The organism is Bacillus sp. EB106-06-01-XG163, from assembly GCF_058791615.1.
Genome location: NZ_JBYTDS010000017.1, coordinates 15,467 through 33,975, shown reverse-complemented (window position 1 = coordinate 33,975; position 18,509 = coordinate 15,467). Strand labels below are relative to the sequence as shown.

The 18,509-nt window shown below is 42.0% G+C and carries 13 protein-coding genes, 1 pseudogene and 1 riboswitch; of the genes and pseudogenes, 8 read left to right on the top strand and 6 right to left on the bottom strand.

The features are described from left to right. Positions 1 to 13: 13 nt before the first annotated feature. The 3 genes and pseudogenes from AC3WTF_RS17145 to AC3WTF_RS17135 form a co-directional block, all read right to left on the bottom strand. Positions 14 to 604, bottom strand: a complete 591-nt coding sequence (locus tag AC3WTF_RS17145; RefSeq protein WP_047936344.1) for a restriction endonuclease subunit S — start codon at positions 602 to 604, stop codon at positions 14 to 16. Between the two features lie 186 nt (positions 605 to 790). Further along, positions 791 to 3,544 carry a type I restriction endonuclease subunit R gene (locus AC3WTF_RS17140; protein WP_047936343.1) on the bottom strand — a complete coding sequence of 918 codons (2,754 nt, stop codon included), beginning with the start codon at positions 3,542 to 3,544 and terminating at the stop codon, positions 791 to 793. A gap of 506 nt (positions 3,545 to 4,050) precedes the next feature. After that, positions 4,051 to 4,341: pseudogene (locus tag AC3WTF_RS17135) on the bottom strand (fructose-bisphosphatase class III); the annotation flags it as partial. Positions 4,342 to 4,532: 191 nt separating this feature from the next. Here AC3WTF_RS17135 and AC3WTF_RS17130 point away from each other — a divergent pair. The 6 genes from AC3WTF_RS17130 (at position 4,533) to AC3WTF_RS17105 (ending at position 10,868) form a co-directional block, all read left to right on the top strand. After that, a complete protein-coding gene (locus tag AC3WTF_RS17130; RefSeq protein ID WP_492314321.1) occupies positions 4,533 to 5,549 on the top strand; it encodes an FUSC family protein in 1,017 nt (338 codons plus the stop codon). A gap of 69 nt (positions 5,550 to 5,618) precedes the next feature. Further along, the gene (locus AC3WTF_RS17125; protein ID WP_253620474.1) at positions 5,619 to 6,635 is read left to right on the top strand and encodes an XdhC family protein; all 1,017 of its coding nucleotides are present in this window, start codon (positions 5,619 to 5,621) and stop codon (positions 6,633 to 6,635) included. Then, a complete protein-coding gene (locus AC3WTF_RS17120) occupies positions 6,632 to 7,252 on the top strand; it encodes an NTP transferase domain-containing protein (protein WP_492314320.1) in 621 nt (206 codons plus the stop codon). The genes AC3WTF_RS17125 and AC3WTF_RS17120 overlap by 4 nt, the downstream gene beginning before the upstream one ends. 5 nt (positions 7,253 to 7,257) lie before the next feature. Continuing rightward, complete coding sequence (locus AC3WTF_RS17115; protein WP_492314319.1) at positions 7,258 to 9,588, top strand: xanthine dehydrogenase family protein molybdopterin-binding subunit; 2,331 nt, start codon at positions 7,258 to 7,260, stop codon at positions 9,586 to 9,588. After that, entirely contained in the window at positions 9,575 to 10,417 is an 843-nt protein-coding gene (locus AC3WTF_RS17110; RefSeq protein ID WP_007407864.1) for an FAD binding domain-containing protein, read from the top strand. The genes AC3WTF_RS17115 and AC3WTF_RS17110 overlap by 14 nt, the downstream gene beginning before the upstream one ends. Next, on the top strand, positions 10,410 to 10,868 hold the full coding sequence (locus tag AC3WTF_RS17105; RefSeq protein WP_015418586.1) for a (2Fe-2S)-binding protein: 459 nt from the start codon (positions 10,410 to 10,412) through the stop codon (positions 10,866 to 10,868). Before AC3WTF_RS17110 ends, AC3WTF_RS17105 begins: the two co-directional genes overlap by 8 nt. A 39-nt stretch (positions 10,869 to 10,907) precedes the next feature. Here the strand turns inward: AC3WTF_RS17105 and fbp are convergent, their stop codons facing one another. After that, a complete protein-coding gene (gene fbp, locus AC3WTF_RS17100) occupies positions 10,908 to 12,833 on the bottom strand; it encodes a fructose-1,6-bisphosphatase (protein WP_492314318.1) in 1,926 nt (641 codons plus the stop codon). A 298-nt stretch (positions 12,834 to 13,131) separates the two neighbouring features. Continuing rightward, a riboswitch (glycine riboswitch) is annotated at positions 13,132 to 13,212 on the top strand. 145 nt (positions 13,213 to 13,357) lie between these two features. Here fbp and AC3WTF_RS17095 point away from each other — a divergent pair. Both AC3WTF_RS17095 and AC3WTF_RS17090 read left to right on the top strand, forming a co-directional pair. Beyond that, positions 13,358 to 14,704 carry an amino acid permease gene (locus tag AC3WTF_RS17095; protein ID WP_007614904.1) on the top strand — a complete coding sequence of 449 codons (1,347 nt, stop codon included), beginning with the start codon at positions 13,358 to 13,360 and terminating at the stop codon, positions 14,702 to 14,704. Positions 14,705 to 14,843: 139 nt separating this feature from the next. After that, complete coding sequence (locus AC3WTF_RS17090; RefSeq protein ID WP_129004219.1) at positions 14,844 to 16,076, top strand: Fic family protein; 1,233 nt, start codon at positions 14,844 to 14,846, stop codon at positions 16,074 to 16,076. A gap of 44 nt (positions 16,077 to 16,120) precedes the next feature. Here AC3WTF_RS17090 and ahpF read toward each other — a convergent pair whose 3' ends face one another. Together ahpF and ahpC are read right to left on the bottom strand one after the other, a co-directional pair. Further along, positions 16,121 to 17,650, bottom strand: coding sequence for an alkyl hydroperoxide reductase subunit F (gene ahpF / locus AC3WTF_RS17085; RefSeq protein WP_007614902.1), 1,530 nt, complete (start codon positions 17,648 to 17,650; stop codon positions 16,121 to 16,123). A 13-nt stretch (positions 17,651 to 17,663) separates the two neighbouring features. Then, on the bottom strand, positions 17,664 to 18,227 hold the full coding sequence (ahpC, locus tag AC3WTF_RS17080; RefSeq protein ID WP_004393188.1) for an alkyl hydroperoxide reductase subunit C: 564 nt from the start codon (positions 18,225 to 18,227) through the stop codon (positions 17,664 to 17,666). Positions 18,228 to 18,509 lie beyond the last annotated feature (282 nt).

The following is an 18,509-nucleotide window of genomic DNA, read 5'->3' as shown; positions in this document are numbered from 1 at the left end:
TCCTTAGATATTATTAATTCACGTTGATACTTTGAATTAGCCTCTGTTGAATATAGATCTGTTGTAAGTCGCGTTTTTCAGCCATTAGTGACTCTTGTAACTTCTTCAACTGAGCAATTTTTCCAATTGTTATTTGCTTTTGAATAGGTGGTAAGTCAATCTCTAAATTCTTTAAATGAGAAAGTTTTAATAATGAAATAACTGTTCCTTCACTTAACACAGACAGCTGTTTTTGAATCGCTGGATGTTCATTAAAGTACCATTCAAAGAAGGAGGCATCTGCATTGCCTGTCAATTGAATTTTAATAAAGTTATTTGTTAATAATAACCCGCTATATTTCTCAGGTAACAAAGCAACTTTTTGGGTATGTGTGTGTAAAATTAAACTATTTGTATCTGTTAAAAGTTGTGGTGTTAATTTTTCTTTCGGTACAGTTATTTCAGCACTTTTCTCATTTGAAATTCGATAAGTCAGTCCAAGGGTTTCGTTAAATTGTTTGAGTGAAAGCAGTCTTACTTTTGTTGTCTCGATGTTGTTAGAGAAAGTTTCTAACCGATTTGCAAAAGCCCCTTGTGTAAATTGTGCAATTTGATTAAGTTTCACAACACCCCTCCTATGATATATTTTAATATATCAATACCACTAAACTTAGTGTAACTGATATTTTTAAAAATATCAATAAATTTCTAGTTTTATTTTTGATATTTTTAAAAATATCAAAAAAGAGCGCGTTTTTGCGCTCTTCCTTAATAAATGGAATATTTATTTGGATTAATTAAAAATTGGTCTCTATGCACCGTATTTATCTGTAAAATCACGAATGAACGAAGTAATATGTTTAATTGCTTTATTCTTCTTCAAGAACGATCCTGATAAAGAATCCATAATCGCATTTTTTTCGATTAAATTGGAATACTCATATGTTGATACTTGTTCACGTAATACACTATCTTCGATATCTATTTCCTTCGCAAATGTTGTGAGTTCCTGCTCACTCATTTCTTCCTCGTAACGATTGTATGCATCGATGACAGATTCATCAGGCGCTAATGTTGGTGCAACCTTATCTAGGAAACCTTTAATCAATTCAATTTTAAGACGTAACTTTGGATCGGATGCATGTTCTAATTCTTGTTTGATGAAACGAATCTCTTTGTCACGCTCTTTTTCATTTTCTGTGTTAAGACTTGCAATCAGATTTAAAATGTAACTGACATTAATTTTGTCTGTATGCATAAGCTCTAATTCAAAGTCTATGTCATGCAGAATAGACTCTTTTGACGCCTCACTACGCTTAAACTCTTCATATACTTTGAAGTATTTGCTTTTGTAATCTTCATATGTTTGTTGTGAAATCATCAGTTCGGTTTCATCAAACTCAAAATCAGAAAATGATTGTAAACGTTGGAGCATTTTTGTTACATTTTTAAATGCGACGATGAACTTTCGCTTATCTTCTTCACGTTCTAGTTCGTCTACTTCTTCTGGAATTACTGCAATTTCTCGTAGACTTCTTAGTGCGTCTTTAAAAGCTTTTAGGTATTCTTCATAACTAGCCATTAATACCGTATCAACATTATCTGTTCGAGAGAATAGTTTAATTGCATCATCAGTATTGTCTTTTAAATTTCGATAGCAAACGACGTTACCGTATGGCTTTGTTGATTTTTCAACGCGATTGGTACGACTGTATGCTTGAAGTAAGTCATGATATACCATGTTTTTATCTATATATAAAGTGTTAAGTGGTTTACTATCAAAACCAGTTAGGAACATTTTTACAACAAGTAAAATGTCAATCTGTGCATGTTTTACTTTTTTTGAAACATCGGAAAAGTATCGATCCCAAGTTTCTGTTGAATAGTCAGTGTTGTACAATTTGTTATAGTCTACAATCATACGGTCTAATGCTTCACGAGAATGCTCACCAGTACCATCGCTTTCCTCATTTTGTCCATATGAATAAATCCCAGCAATCTTTAATTTATGGTCCTTCTTTTTGAAGATATCATAGTACTTAATAAGTGTTGAAATTGAGTCAACTGCAAACATGGCACAATAACCTTTGCTCTTTGAACGACGAATATGATTATCTAATATATGGTCTGCTATAAGGTTAAGACGTCGCTCGTCATGCCAAACTTCCTCCGTATCAATAGCTTGTACTTTTGTAGTATCTTCTTCATTGATATTAGCATTAAACGTACGAATATATTCAACAGAGAAGCCAAGTACATTACCATCTCGAATTGCATCTTTGATGAGATAATGATGTAAACATTTCTCAAATAGGTCAGCAGTTGTACGTCCATCTTGACTTTTATTTTCAACAAAGCGTGGTGTTCCTGTAAATCCAAAGTATTGAGAGTTCTGGAAATGACGATCAATCTCTTTGCGCATATCACCAAATTGACTACGGTGACACTCATCAATGATAAAGACCACATGCTCTTGTTTGTAAGGAGCCATAATATTTTCGTATCTTGGATTTTTAATGGCGTTATTCATCTTCTGAATTGTTGTTACAATAAAACGTTTCATTGGATCTTTAACCTGCTCAATTAGTATCTCTGTTTTGTCTGTACGGTCTACAGACCCCTTTTGGAACTTATTAAATTCAGAAATGGTTTGGCTATCTAAATCTTGGCGGTCAACAAGGAAGAATACTTTTTTAATACTTTCCTCGTCTGCTAGTATTTGACCTGCTTTAAAAGAAGTTAAAGTTTTACCAGAGCCTGTTGTATGCCAAATGTAGCCATTATTCTTTGTTTCAGTAGCACGCTTAACAAGTGCTTCTACTGCATAAACCTGATATGGACGCATGACCATTAGAGCTTTATCTGTATCATTGATGACCATGTAACGACTTATCATTTTTGCTAGATGGCATGGTTGTAGGAATGATCGACTGAAGTCTTGCAAGCTTGTAATCAGTTCATTCTTCTCATCTGACCAGAAGAAAGTAAAGCCAAATTGAATGTCATAATCAGAGTTTGAAAAGTATTTTGTATCGACCCCATTACTAACGACAAAGATCTGTAGGAAACGATACAAGCCAGTAAAGGTGTGACGACGATAACGCTGGATTTGATTGAATGCTTCTTTAAAGTCTAGTCCTCGCCTTTTTAATTCGATTTGAGCGAGTGGTAAGCCATTAATTAGGATTGTCACGTCATAGCGGTTTGTGTACTTACCAGTTATTGTTGTTTGAGTCGTGACTTGAAAAAGGTTCTTACACCAATCTTTTGTGTTTAGCAATTCTACATATAGTTGCGTACCATCTTCACGTTCAACTAACAGTTTATCGCGTAAGATCTTTGAAGAATCATAAATGCTCTTTCCTTCGATTAACGTAAGGATTCTCTTGAATTCTATATCTGATATCGGTTGACCATTTAGTTTATGTTCGTTGAATAAATTAAGTTGTTGCTTAAAATTAGCTAATAATGCGTCATAGTTCGCAATCTTAACCGCTTGGTATCCTTGATTTACAAGTTGTTTATGTAAATTTTTCTCTAGTTCTGCTTCTGGTTGATACCCCATGCTGTAACCCCCTTAATTCTATCTGGTTCTATTATACTTAGTATCGTATGGTTTGGTTTCGTTTTTTATATACTTTTCCATAAATAGCTTGCAATTAGTACTCTCTTATAAATACGGTTAGCAGCTAACAGCACACGTTTTTAATCAAAAGTTGAATATATATTATTAACTTGAATAAAGAATAGGAGGTATTAAAATGCAACCAGCAAAATGAATAAATATTGTTTCAATAAGATTAGTTAAAGAGTCAAACCTTCTTCACAAAGAGCAATCGGTAGAGCCATTATCCTTTTCGTGCTTATAATAACGTCATGGCTATTTTTGTGGTTTTTTTTAACATATTATTTATTTTTTGAAAATAAGAGTTTGTAAAAATAATATCCTCCTATATTTTTATTATTTACGCAGTTATAAAGTAGAAAAACAGACCTTGTTAGAAATGGGCTAAATGGTCTGTTAAAACCATGAAAAAGCCCATAGAATCATCTCTGAACCCTAAATATCCCTCACTCCATATACCGATACTCCCGCAAACTCTCTAAAATTCGCAACTTCCTGCAACAATTCCTCTCCCACATTCGTTTCCTTCACTTTCTTCCGCTCTGGCTCTTTGTCGATTAATCGTTTCACCGTTAAGACATCGGTTCCTGTGCTCAACACTTCGGCTTTTGATTTAAAGTGTTTATCAGTGACGAGCTGCATACCGTAGGAGTTGTATAAGAGCGTGTAGCCGACGATGACAATCATTTTTCCATTTGCCTTAATCGGATCTTACCTTCGCTTTCTTTTAATGGACTAGGATTCTCCTCTAGCCAAACCTTACGCCTCATGTTTCTGAAGGCTAACGGTTTCCCCAACCCCCAAAAAGAAGCCGTCATGCAAGAATCCCCCTCTGAACAACAGCTTCTTTCGCATTTTCCATATGTCAGTATAAATCCCTTTCTGTCACGGAAACCTAGTGGAAAAGGTTTCTGAAAGGAGAGGGCGTATGATGAAAAGTGAAAAAATTCAAAACAAAACATCTTTGGTTTGGAAGATGGCGATTGCATCTGCTGTTTCGTGGGAAGCGGCAAAACTGGCGGGCTCTGATCACCCCTATTTAGCGCCTCTTTCTGTTATTTTATGTTTGCAGCCAACGATAGATCAGTCAATTCGCTTTTCTTTTCATCGTATTGCGGGAACTGCGATTGGGATCATGCTAACGTCCTATCTTGTCAGTCACTTGCCAATGAATGGCTGGATACTGGGGCTGTTCCTATTAGGCGGAACCTACATTGCGAAGTGGTTACGAATAGATGTAACGGTTTTACATCAGGTAGCGCTCACCATTTTGTTGGTCTTTACGTTTGAACGAAACGCTAAAGATTATGCATTCGACCGAATCATCGATACGGTGATCGGCGTCATCATTGCCATTCTGGTTCACATGTTCCTTTTCCCGCCGGACTACACAAAAAAGGCAGCGGACTCTTTTCAAACATTGGCTCGTCAGCTTTCCGGCACACTTTCAGACCTTTCCAAATGGGTTCAATCAGAGTGGGGACAAGGAAAAGGGAACCTCATGGCGTATAAAATGAACAATCTTCTGCAGGAGCTGCATACAACAAAAGAGATGCTGCAAACAGCCTCTGACAGCTTAAAATTCAACCCCGTTAGAAAAAAACATAAAAATATCATTTCAAGCTATCAAATTGAGATGCAAAAGTTGAACGCCGGATTTGAGTATCTATCAAATATAGTGAAAACGTTAAAAGAATGGGAAAAAGAGGGGGAGTTATCTTCAAGTGACAAAATAGAGCTGGGGAATGATTTACAAGTGTTAAGTGAATACTTTGCGGGTTTTAAAGGCATACAGCAGGGTGAAACAGACAATTGGAAACAGAAGGAACAGATCATGTTATTGGAATCTCTCCGTTCCGACATGCTGTCGCACCCGCCGCCCGGTCATAAGGTCTATAAAGACTCTTTTTTTTTAGAAACGAAGAAATTGCTGAAGCGTTTGTAATGTTTTCCGGAAATAAAGAATACGGATATACAGATGCAGATATGATCAGGTAAAAGCGGGGGACATGAAATGGATGATATACACGGGATTTTGGATGTCATCGCCACTTCTAAAAAAGCTAAGGTACTGGCTACCATCATTAAAACTGAGGGGTCCGCTTATAAGAAAGAAGGGGCCTCCATGCTGATTTTAGGGGACAAAACAAGAGTCGGAATGTTATCCGCCGGTTGTCTGGAAGAAGACCTCGTTGAACGGTCAGAACAGGTCTGGGCTGCAGGAGAGCCGGTGATTGTCCGCTTTGATATGAGCGCGGAAGACGATTTATCCTGGGGACAGGGCGTTGGCTGTAATGGTGTTTTGACGGTTTTACTTGAGCCTGTAAAAGGGGAATTGGAACGAAAGCTGATGACAGTCAAGACATGCTTAGATGAAAAAAAGTCTGTGACCCGAGTGAAACGATTCACGGAAACGTTAGAGCCGAAGGAAGATCTGTACATAGTGGAAGACGGCAGCGTGTTTGGAAGCGGGGATGTTATGGAACAAGGCTGCATTCAAAAACTGAGACAGACGGAAAAGGGAATCAAGAGGGATGAACATACCTCCGATTTATTTTTTATCCATCAGATGGTGCCAAAACCTTGTTTATATGTATTCGGAGCAGGGGAAGATGCGAAGCCGTTAGTTTCTTTGGCAGCTGGCACTGGCTTTCATGTGACGGTGATTGACTGGCGTCCCGCTTTATGTCATCACGGCCATTTTCCTGAAGCCGGCCATTTGATAACAGGAGCACCGGAAGAAGTCATGGAAGGTCTGAGCATGACAAAAAGGGATTTTGTTGTCATTATGACGCACAGCTTTCAAAAAGATCAGATCATTTTACATACATTAAAAAACGAGAATGTGTTTTATAAAGGCGTATTAGGCCCCAGAAGTCGCACCGAGCGGCTATTAGGCGGAGCGGAGATTCCGGAGGATATTCATGCCCCTATCGGACTTCCCATCGGGGCACAAGGCCCTGAGGAAATTGCTGTAAGCATTGTCGGCGAGATGATTAAAGAAATGCGAAAACAAAGGTCTCGCTTATGAAAACAGCAGCCATTTACCTGGCAGCCGGTACAAGCAGACGCATGGGGACGGATAAGCGCAGTTTATTTCTCAATGGCGTCTCTCTGGGAAGTATAGCTCTTAAAAATGCCTTGTTATCTGAATTAGATCATATTTTCGTTATTACGGGAAAGGGAGATTCACTGCATTGGATTTCGGATTTTTTCTTTTTAGACCCCATATCAAGCAAGTGGAGCCAGGCAGAATGTGAGCAAGCGGGTAAAGGCCAAGGCCATTCTATACAATGCGGTGTGAAAAAAGCGGCAGAGTACGAGGCTGACGCCGTTATCATTCTCCTTGCAGATCAGCCGTTTGTCACCGCAGATATCATCAATACGTTAATTGATTCCTATCAAAAGGAGCACCGTTATTTATTTATCTCCGCTGAAAATCAATATCTTCCTATGCCCCCCATTTTATTCTCAAATCAATGTTTTCCGGTATTGCTTCAGTTAAAGGGAGATCAGGGCGCCCGGCATGTCATCCGTGAAAGTATGATCAATATGGGAAAAATGATCAGCTTTCAAGACCCTTTGCTTTTTTATGACGTCGATACAGTTGAAGATTATACGCTGCTGCTGAATAAATTCGGGGAGTGAATGAGTTGGAGTATATCGGGAAGAGTGTCATTCGAAAAGAGGCCCTTGAAAAAGTGACGGGTAAAGCGAAATATACGGATGATTTTCAAGAAACAGGCACATTACACGCAAAAATGCTGACCAGTCCATATGCTCATGCCGATATTGTGTCTATGGACTTTTCAGAGGCTTGGAAGATTCCCGGAGTGAGAGCGATATTGGGTGATGAACCTTTTCCGCTTGCAGGTGAGGAAATTAAAGACAGATCGCCGATTGCTTATAAAAGGGTCAGATACCATGGTGAGCCGGTTGCTGTTGTTGTTGCGGAAAATCCGATTACAGCTAAAAAGGCAGCGGATGCCATCAAAGTATTCTATAAACCTCTTCCCGTCGTCAATTCCCCCCGTGAGGCCTTTCAAAAGGATGCGCCGCTCGTCCATGAAAATGCGGACCGCTATGAGAAGACAAAAGGTGTATTCCCGGTTCCGAAGACCAATATCGCAAACCTGGATAAGGTTAGAAAAGGAAATATTGAAGACGGGTTTAGGGAAAGTGATGTGACAGCAGAATTCCAAATTTCCTTTAACCCTTCTGATCACGCTGCGATGGAAACAAGATGCTCGATTGTTGAAATTCGGGCGGATGAGGAGATTATCATTACCACATCCTCTCAAGCTCCTTTTGCCATTAAAAAATTAATGCAGTGGTATTTTGGAATCGAACCCGGAAAGGTGATCGTCAAAACGCCTTTAGTAGGAGGAGCGTACGGGGGAAAAGCAGCCGTTCAGTTAGAGGTGATTGCCTATTTGGCATCAAAAGCGGTTGGAGGCCGGCCCGTCAAATTGTTTAATACGAGAGAAGAGGATATGATCACATCTCCCGTTCATATCGGGTTGGATGCCATTGTCAAATTAGGGGCCACAAAGGATGGAATCTTAAAGGCGGCGGACATTCAGCTTTTATTTGATGGCGGAGCGTATTCTGATAAAGGAGTGGACATCAGCCGGGCTGCGGTGGTTGATTGTACGGGTCCGTACGCGATCGATCATATACGGTGTGATTCATATTGTATGTATACGAATCATCCATATCCAAGTGCATTCAGGGGCTACAGCCATGCTGAAGTGTTATTTGCCTTTGAGCGGACGATGGATGTATTGGCGGAAAAGCTGAACATGGACCCATTAGAACTCCGCTATAAAAATGCCATTCGCCCCGGTGACACCACACCGACTCAAGTTCTTCTCAATTCAAGCACGGTCGGAAATGTGCCGAAGTGCATTGAAAGATTGAAGGAATTAATGAATTGGGACGAGGGACAGCGAATTGAAATCGATGGCCGGAAGATACGGGCGAAGGGAATCAGCTGCATTTGGAAAACCTCAACATTTGATACAAATGCAACGTCCGGGGTGATTCTAACCTTTAATCCCGATGGAAGCATTAATTTGATGTCAGGGGTAGTGGAAATTGGAACAGGGACAAAAACAGTGCTAGCCCAAATCTTAGCGGAACGAATGAAAATGGATATAAGCAAAATTCACGTAAAAATGCTTATAGATACACAAACAACACCCGAGCATTGGAAAACCGTGGGGAGCAGAGGGACGTTAATGGCCGGAAGAGCCGTACTGAATGCAGCGGAGGAAGCCATTCGAAAGCTGAAAGACGTGGCATCATGTGTATTGCGGGTTCCTGTCGAGGAATTGGAAGTGGCCGACGGAAAGGTTTATTTTATAGATCATCCTTCTGTACATGTTGAAATAAAAGACATTGCTTACGGATATACCTTTCCAAATGGAAATACCATTGGCGGCCAAATCATTACGAGCGGCAATTACACATTAACCCGGATGACGAATTTAGACCGGGAAACGGGAAGAGGGAAGCCGGGACCCGAGTGGGCTGTCGGTGCTCAGGGAATTGAAGTTGAGTTGGATAAACGGGATTATACGTATCGAATTACAAAAGCCTATTCTGTTGTGGATATAGGAACTGTACTGAATGAAAAAGCTGCTAGGGGTCAAGTGATGGGGGGGATGAGTATGGGAATCGCATTTGGAGGAAGAGAAACCTTTGTATTTGATTCATATGGCAGAGTATTAAATCCTCAGCTTAGAACATACCGCCCCCTTCACTATGGAGAGCAGCCTGAATATATCATTGAATTTGTTGAAACCCCGCATGTGATTGCGCCTTATGGGGCGCGCGGCGGCGGGGAACACGGACTGTTGGGGATGCCGGCAGCATTGGGAAATTGCCTTTCCGCCGCTTTAGGTGTCCAATTGAATCAACTTCCTCTCATTCCCGAACGATTATGGAGGACGCAAGAGGGGTGGAAAGATGATACCGTTTGATTTTGATTATTTTAAACCGAAGACCATTCAAGAAACAATCAATCTATTTCACTCGCTTGCGGCCGAAAAGAAAACACCAATGTATTATTCCGGCGGCACGGAAATTATCACGTTAGGAAGGCTGAATATCATCTATACGGATGCGGTGATAGATCTGAACGCGCTTCCGGAATTTCAAACCATCCGCTTTTATGAAAATGATTTGGTGATCGGAGCGGGCGTGTCATTAACGAAACTGGAGGAAGAAAATCCATTTCCGCTATTAAGTAAAACAGTCAGTGAAATAGCCGATCGGACGACTCGAAATAAGATCAGCCTGGGCGGAAACATTTGCGGGGGCATCTATTACCGTGAGGCCGTGCTGCCGTTGCTGATTTCTGATAGTTTGATAGGGATTGCAGGGAGAGCGGGGATTCATTACCGTCCCATAAATAAAGTATTTAACAAGGAAATACAGTTGCAAAAAGGTGATTTTTTATTTCATGTCGTTGTCGATCGAGCGTACGTTGACCTGCCATTTGTCAGTATCAAAAGAAGACAGCAGTGGAATGTCGGGTATCCATTGGTGACAGTCTGTGCGCTGAAAAAAGATGATGAGATCAGAATGGCCTTCAGCGGCGTATGTCCATTTCCGTTTCGTTCTGCTGAAATGGAGGCTGTGCTTAACGATAAAAACCGATCAGCAGAAGAAAGAGTGCGCAGGTCTTTACAGTATGTACCCAAACCCGTTCTTGATGACGCAGAAGGCTCAAGTGAATACCGAATATTTGTCTTGCAAAATACAATTTTAGATGCCTTACGGGAATTAGAAGGAGGTCCAAATGTCTGATCCTATTACGTTGAAAGTAAATGGCGAGGAAAGACAGATTACGGTCAGGCCGGCTGATACTTTGTTATTTGCTCTTCGTCTTCGTCTCGGATTAACTGGTGCAAAGCCGGGCTGCTTAAATGGGGATTGCGGCGCCTGTACGGTATTAACGGACGGGGTGCCGATGAAATCTTGCTTAATGCTTGCGGCAGAAGGGGAAGGAAAGGACATTACGACGATTGAAGGACTGATCAATACGCCGATTCAAAAGGCCTTTATTGAAAAATTCGCGTTTCAATGCGGTTATTGCACACCGGGTTTTCTCATGAATTGTCATGCTTTAGTGAATACTGAGCCGAATGCAAGTGATGACACGATAAAAAATTGGCTGGAGTCCAATATTTGCAGATGTACGGGTTATAGGGAGATTGAAGAAGCGGTAAAATCCGTTTTACATACAGGGAAACCGTAAAAAAAGAGCCCAGAGAATCATCCCTGAACTCCATATTCTTCACTTCATATACCGATACTCCCGCAGCTTCTCCAAAATCGCCACTTCTTTCATCAGTTCTTCACCGACGTTTGTTTCTTTCACTTTCTTCCGCTCCAGCTCTTTGTCGACTAATCGTTTCACTGTTAAGACGTCGGTTCCGGTGCTCAGCACTTCGGCCTTGGAGTTAAAGTGTTTATGGGCGACGAGCTGCATGCCGTAGGAGTTGTATAAGAGCGTGTAGCCGGCGATGCCTGTTGTGGATTGGTAGGCTTTGGAGAAGCCGCCGTCGATGACGATCATTTTTCCGTTTGCCTTGATCGGATCTTCGCCTTCGATTTCTTTTACCGGTGTATGGCCGTTGATGATATGGCCGTGATCCGGGTTGAGACCGAATTCCTTCAGGATGTTTCGGCAGGCTGCTTCGTCTTCGCGCAAATAGTAATACGGGTTTTTCTTTTCTTTATGCGTTTCCTTCTCTTTAATGAAGTATCGCTCAAAGGTTGTCATGGCGCGTTTTCCGAAGAGGGAAGAGTATTCGCCTGTCCATAAGTACCAAGTCATATCTGTCGCCAGATCATCGGTTTCTTCCGGATGGGCAAACGCTTCACGTAAGAACCGTTCAAATACATCGAGCAGCTCACGGCCCGCATAAGCTTTATCCTCTATCATCATCGTTTCCATGCTGCCGTTTTCATCGACGGGAATACAGCCGTGAATCAGCAGGTTGCCGTTATATTTTAAATAAAGGCTGCCTTTTTTCATCATAAAATTCATATGGCGGCCCAGCTTTTCGGAGTTCTGAACAGAGAACAGCAGCTTGTCCATGACTTCTGCTTCTTCTTCTAACAGCTCGTCAGGCTGTTTGGGATTCACCGTCGCAAAGCAGGTGTTTTCCAGTTGATATGTTTTTCCGTTCAGCGTGATTTCATTGCGGTCATAATCGATCTTTTCCAGTAACAGCCGTTCCTCCATATTAAAGTTCGGCCGTCTCTTAATAATCGGGCTCTCAAGCTTGAATTGGATCATCGCGATCGCCTGATGAATTTTTGTGATTTGTTTAATCTCATCTTCCGGTCTGTTTTCGTCCGCTTTCGGGCGGAAAGACGGGTTATCATCGTAATATTTTTCGGCAAGGTTCAATAGCGGTCTCAAATTGATGCCGTAAACGTCTTCAATAATATCCAGATTGTCATAGCGGGCACAGATGCGGATAATGTTTGCCAGGCATACTTTTGAGCCGGAATAAGCGCCTATCCAGAGAACATCATGATTCCCCCATTGAATATCCACTGAATGATAGTTGATCAGTTCTTCCATGATCTTATCCGGCTGCGGTCCGCGGTCATAAATATCGCCGACAACATGCAGATGGTCGACCACCAATCGCTGCGTGCTGTAGGCAAGGCCGGTGATCAGCTTATCGGCCTTGCCGAGCGCAATGATCTGTTCTATGATTTCGGAGTAGTATTGTTCTTTGTTGGCGGCTTGTTCTGTTTTGTACAGCAGCTCTTCAGAAATATAAGCAAATTGGGCGGGCAGTGCTTTGCGCAATTTGGAGCGGGTGTACTTGGAAGAACAATAAGAAACGAGCTTAATCATCCGGTGAATCGTTTCTTTATACCACTCGTTTAATGCCTCTTTCGTATCAAAGTCATGTTTGATCAGCTGCAGTTTGTCCTCAGGATAATAGACTAAAGCCGTCAGTTCATCAATTTCTCTATCGTAAATGACGCCGCTGAAAATATCGCGGATCTTCTCTTTTACCCTTCCTGAACCGTTCCGCAGCACGTGCTGGAATGCCTGATACTCCCCGTGCAGATCACTGACGAAATGCTCGGTTCCTTTCGGCAGGTTCAGTATCGCTTTCAGATTAATGATTTCCGTGACCACTTTTTCTTCACAATCGTATTTTTGTGCGAGCAGATCTAAATATTTCGTTTCCAATCTCGTCCATCCCCTTTTTATTTACGAGCAATTGTATGGTAAGGTGAATTTAAAGTATGACATAATGTTTATTTCATTAGACCTTATATGATAGTACCGCATAACGCCTTTTTGAGACAATGAAAACGGAAAATACGCGCTTCAGGCATCAAAAATTGGACCGGGATAACGCCGTGCAGCTCATCCCTCTATTGACAATGCATTCAACTTCCATTAAAATAAAAAGTTAGCTGATAGGTATTTCTATCAGAAACTCAATACGTAGCAGGCTATGATTGCTGTGGGTCGAACTACAGCAGGAGCGGCTTCTGGAGAGACCGCGGGTTTTCCGCGGCGCCGAAGGGTTCACAATCTCAGGCAAAAGGACAGAAGAGTACCGAATATGTATTTGTCATGCTGTTGATTGTCAGCGGCGCAGATATAATTTGATATTCTTATGACCATGAGATTGGAGGGCATCCAATCTCTTTTTTTATTGGCTTTTTTTGCTCGTCGTTCACTAGAGAGGTAAGGAGGAGTCAGATGTGGAGCAGCGAGAGCTAAAGAGGGACTTATCGAATCGGCACGTGCAGCTGATCGCCATTGGCGGCACGATCGGCACCGGATTGTTTTTAGGGTCCGGTAAGGCGATTCAGCTGGCGGGTCCTTCTATCATCTTTGCGTATTTTATTGTAGGTATTGCGCTTTTTTTCGTCATGCGGGCGCTGGGAGAACTGCTGTTATCTAAAGCGGGCTACCAATCATTAACGGATATTGCCGAGGCGTATTTAGGGCCGCGTGCAGCGTTTGTCACCGGCTGGACCTACTGGTTTTGCTGGATTATGACGGCTATGGCGGATGTGATCGCCGTCGGTGTGTATGTGAAATATTGGTTTGATATTCCGCAGTGGATTCCGGCACTTATCTGTTTGCTCATTTTATTAGGGCTTAATCTGTTAACGGTTAAGATTTTTGGAGAATTGGAGTTTTGGTTCGCCTTAATTAAGGTAGTCACGATTCTCGCGTTAATTGTCATCGGTGTCGTTCTGCTGGTGATTGGGTTCAAAACGCATACCGGAACGGTTTCAGCGGCGAATCTGTGGGAGCACGGCGGCTTGTTTCCGAACGGATTTTCAGGCTTTTTGCTTTCGTTCCAGATGGTGATCTTCGCCTATGTCGGTGTGGAATTAGTGGGTGTGTCGGCGGCGGAAACGTCAAATCCGAAAAAAAATATTCCGTCCGCTATCAATAAAATTCCATTGCGGATTTTATTTTTCTACGTCGGGGCATTGCTCATTCTTTTATGTATTAATCCGTGGATGCAGCTGAATGCGGCGGAAAGTCCTTTTGTAAAGACCTTCAGTCTGGTCGGCATTCCGTTAGCCGCGGGAATCATTAATTTTGTCGTATTAACGTCTGCCGCTTCTGCTTGTAACAGCGGGATGTTTTCAACAAGCCGGATTTTGTATAACTTAAGCAAAACGAAACAAGCGCCTGCAAGTTTTGCGAAGCTGAATAAAAATCATGTGCCGAGCCGCGCATTATGGATATCGGTTATTGTGCTGTCAGCTGGCGCTCTTTTAAGCAAATTGATACCGGAAGCGGCTTTTGGCATCGTGACCACCATCAGCGCGATTTGTTTCATTTGGGTGTGGGGCGTGATTCTTGTCTGTCATATCAGATACAGGAAAACCCGTCCGGACTTACACGCAAGCTCGTCTTTCAAGGCGCCGTTTGCGCCGTTTATCAATTACGCCGTGCTGGCGCTGTTTGCCGTCATTCTGGTGATTATGCTGTTTGCGGATGCAACGCGCCCGGCTTTGCTGCTGACGCCACTGTGGTTTATTGGATTATTTCTTATCTATCGGGCGAGAGGGAGAAAGACAGATTGAATTGCTTCAGACGGTGTACTGCCATGCAGTATGCCGTTTTTTGTTTTGATTGGAAAGCGAGAATATTTGTTAGGAATCAGGCTATAATGATTGTATAATTTAAAAAAGTGTATAATTTTAAATTAAGCGAGGTGATAATATGAAGTATGAGAAGTTATCTAAGCTTTTTTATAAAATGGATGCTGATTCATATGAGAAAGAATTTAAAAAGAGAACAAGCAGCTATGGCAGTTATTCAACATCATTAAACATACGGGGGTTCCGAAAAGGCCGACCCACGGACGATTCATTTGAGCTATTTTATGTGAATACACATAAACTCATGAAGCTGAATAATGAAGTGTTGTTAAACAGTTCCAAAATTTCATCCCTTATCAGTCAGCTCCCCGAATTTGCCGTCAAACCTTATTTTGATAAATTAATTATTAATGAAGCACAGAGTAATAATGAAATTGAAGGAATCCGCAGTACAAAAAAAGAATTGAAAGAGGCTCTTAAAGCGTTAGAACAATCCGAGCCCTCACATAAGCGGTTTGTCGGATTGATGAAAACATATCAATTTATAGACCGAATTCCGTCGTTTACAAGCATTCATGACTTTAGGGAATTATATGACGAGCTGGTCGCAGATGAAATCGGAACAGAAGATGCGCCGGATGGTGAGCTATTCAGAAAAGGCTATGTTGAAGTGAACGATGGGAACATGACCACCCATATCGGCGTTAATTCTGAACAAAAGATAACAGAAGCGCTTGAGGCTTTAATTGCTTATCTTCATGATGAAACACATCCCCAGCTGTATCGTTACATGACAGCTCATTACTACTATGAATACATTCATCCTTTTTATGACGGCAATGGAAGAACAGGACGCCTTATCGTTGGGAGTTATTTGTCCCGATACTTAGAAAAATATTCAGCCATCACTTTTTCTTACGCAGTTAATAAGAACAAAGATAAGTATTATAAGGCATTAGAGGAAATTCCCGCACCTTTAAACCGGGGAGAGCTGACTTTTTATTTAATGGATATGCTGGAGTTGCTTCTGTCAGGACAAAAAGGGATTATTGAGGATCTTGAATTTAATTTAATGAAACTGAAACGAATTAGGAACTATATTGATAGCGATCAATGGGCTGATTATAAAGATGAACGTGATATTTTTAATATCATTATCACGATTAATGTATTTGTAAATGATCAGGTTACGATGTCGGTGCAAGATTTAATGGAGCTCTCAAATAAATCGAGACATAAAATTAACAGAGTAATGGATTATTTAGAACAGCAAGGATTTGTTGAGCTGGTAAGCAGAAGGCCAAAATCTTATAAAATCAGCGAGGATTGTTTAGAGGAAATACTGCCTTCTTAATTAGTATATTTAAAAAAGCCGCCATTCATATGGCGGCTTTCACATTAATTCCGGATCAAATAATCAAATGCGCCTAAAGCGGCAGTTGCACCTGATCCCATGGAGATAATGATTTGGTTGTACGGGCCGTCTGTGCAGTCCCCTGCGGCAAATAGGCCGGGAACGCTTGTCGCGCCGCTCTTATCGACGATGATTTCGCCGATGCGGTTGCGTTCGACCGTTTCGTCTAACCATTCTGTATTAGGCACGAGGCCGATTTGGACGAATACACCTTGGAGTTCAACGTGTTTTTCTTCGCCTGTTTCACGGTCAACGAACGTAATACCGTTTACGTTTTGGTCGCCTGTGATTTCTTTCGTTTGTGCATTTTTGTGCACAGTGACGTTTGGCAGGCTGTAAAGACGTTTTTGCAGGACTTCGTCTGCTTTCAGTTCAGGCGCGAATTCCAGCACAGTCACGTGATTGACGATACCTGCAAGGTCAATCGCCGCTTCGATTCCGGAGTTTCCGCCGCCGATAACGGCTACGTCTTTGCCTTCAAACAATGGTCCGTCACAGTGCGGGCAGTAAGCGACACCTTTGTTTTTGAACTCTTGCTCACCAGGTACGTTGACATTGCGCCAGCGGGCACCTGTTGAAAGGATCACTGTTTTACTTTTCAGTACAGCGCCGTTTTCAAGTTCAAGTTCGAAGAGGTCTTTTTTCTCAAGGCGTTTCGCGCGCTGAAGGTTCATGACGTCAATATCATAATCTTTCACGTGCTCTTCAAGGCTTGCAGCGAGCTTCGGTCCTTCAGTCGCTTTGACGCTGATGAAGTTTTCGATGCTCATGGTGTCGAGTACCTGGCCGCCGAAGCGTTCAGCGACGACACCGGTGCGGATGCCTTTACGCGCCGTGTAGATCGCCGCGCTTGCGCCGGCAGGTCCGCCGCCGACAACAAGAACGTCAAACGGCTCTTTGTCGGCAAACTCAGACGCATCTGCGCCGCTGCCCATTTTTGCGAGAATCTCTTCGATGGTCATACGGCCGCTTCCGAAAGATTCACCGTTTAAGAATACAGTCGGAACAGCCATAATGTTTTTGCTTTCCACTTCTTCTTTGAATGCCGCGCCGTCAATCATTGTATGAGTGATATTCGGGTTGAGCACGCTCATCATGTTTAATGCTTGGACGACATCAGGGCAGTTGTGGCACGTCAGGCTGATATAAGACTCAAAGCGGTATTCTCCGCTAATGTTCTTAATCTGGTCAATGACCTTTTGATCAGCCTTAGGCGCTCTGCCGCTGACTTGAAGCAATGCCAGCACTAATGATGTAAATTCGTGGCCGAGAGGAACACCGGCGAATGTAACGCCTGTGTCTTCTCCGGTACGATTAACGCTGAAGCTCGGTGTTCTGTTTAATTCAGTTTTTTCAACTGAAATTTTAGATGACATGGAAGCCAGCTCGTCAACGAGAGCCAGCATGTCCTTAGAAGTGTCATCGTCACCGGCGCTTACTTTGAGAACAATGTCGTTCTCAATTAGCTGCATGTATTGATTTAATTGTGCTTTGATATTTGCATCAAGTACCAATGGAATGCACTCCTTAGATTTTACCTACCAAATCAAGGCTAGGTGTAAGTGTTTCGCCGCCTTCTTCCCATTTAGCCGGGCAGACTTCACCTGGGTTTTGACGAACGTATTGAGCTGCTTTTACTTTGTTTACAAGGTTGCTTGCGTCACGGCCGATACCGCCTGCATTGATTTCAACTGTTTGGATAACGCCATCAGGATCGATGATGAATGTTCCGCGGTCAGCAAGACCAGTTTCTTCGTCAAGAACGTCGAAGTTGCGGGAGATCGTTTGAGATGGGTCACCGATCATTGCGTAAGTGATTTTGCCGATTTTTTCAGAGCTGTCATGCCAGCCTTTGTGTACGAAGTGAGTATCTGTAGAAACAGAGTATACTTCAACACCTAATTCTTTCAGTGCAGCGTATTGTCCTTGAAGATCTTCAAGTTCAGTCGGGCAAACGAAAGAGAAATCCGCTGGATAGAAGCAGAAAACGCTCCATTGACCTTTCAAATCTTCGTTTGTTACATCGATGAATTCACCGTTTTTGAAAGCTTTTGCTTCGAATGGCAGTACTTCTTTTCCGATTAAAGACATAATATCTTCCTCCTGAAATGTGATTTGAAATATATTAAAAAGACAAAGCATTCACTTTATCTTTCAATAATAATTCTAATTATATATAGATTATTAAATAACATTTATTTTTTGTCAAGCTATATGGGGTATTATTTTCTGCTTTTTTTGCTTTAGACGTTTAAAATCGCCTGGTATAAGCGGTTTGGCGCTGTTTGTCATGTTTAGCGCCGGGCGAAAGGGGGATTCTCAATTGGTGAATCGAAACAGTAGGAATCAACCCTTCTATATGGCAGTATAAAC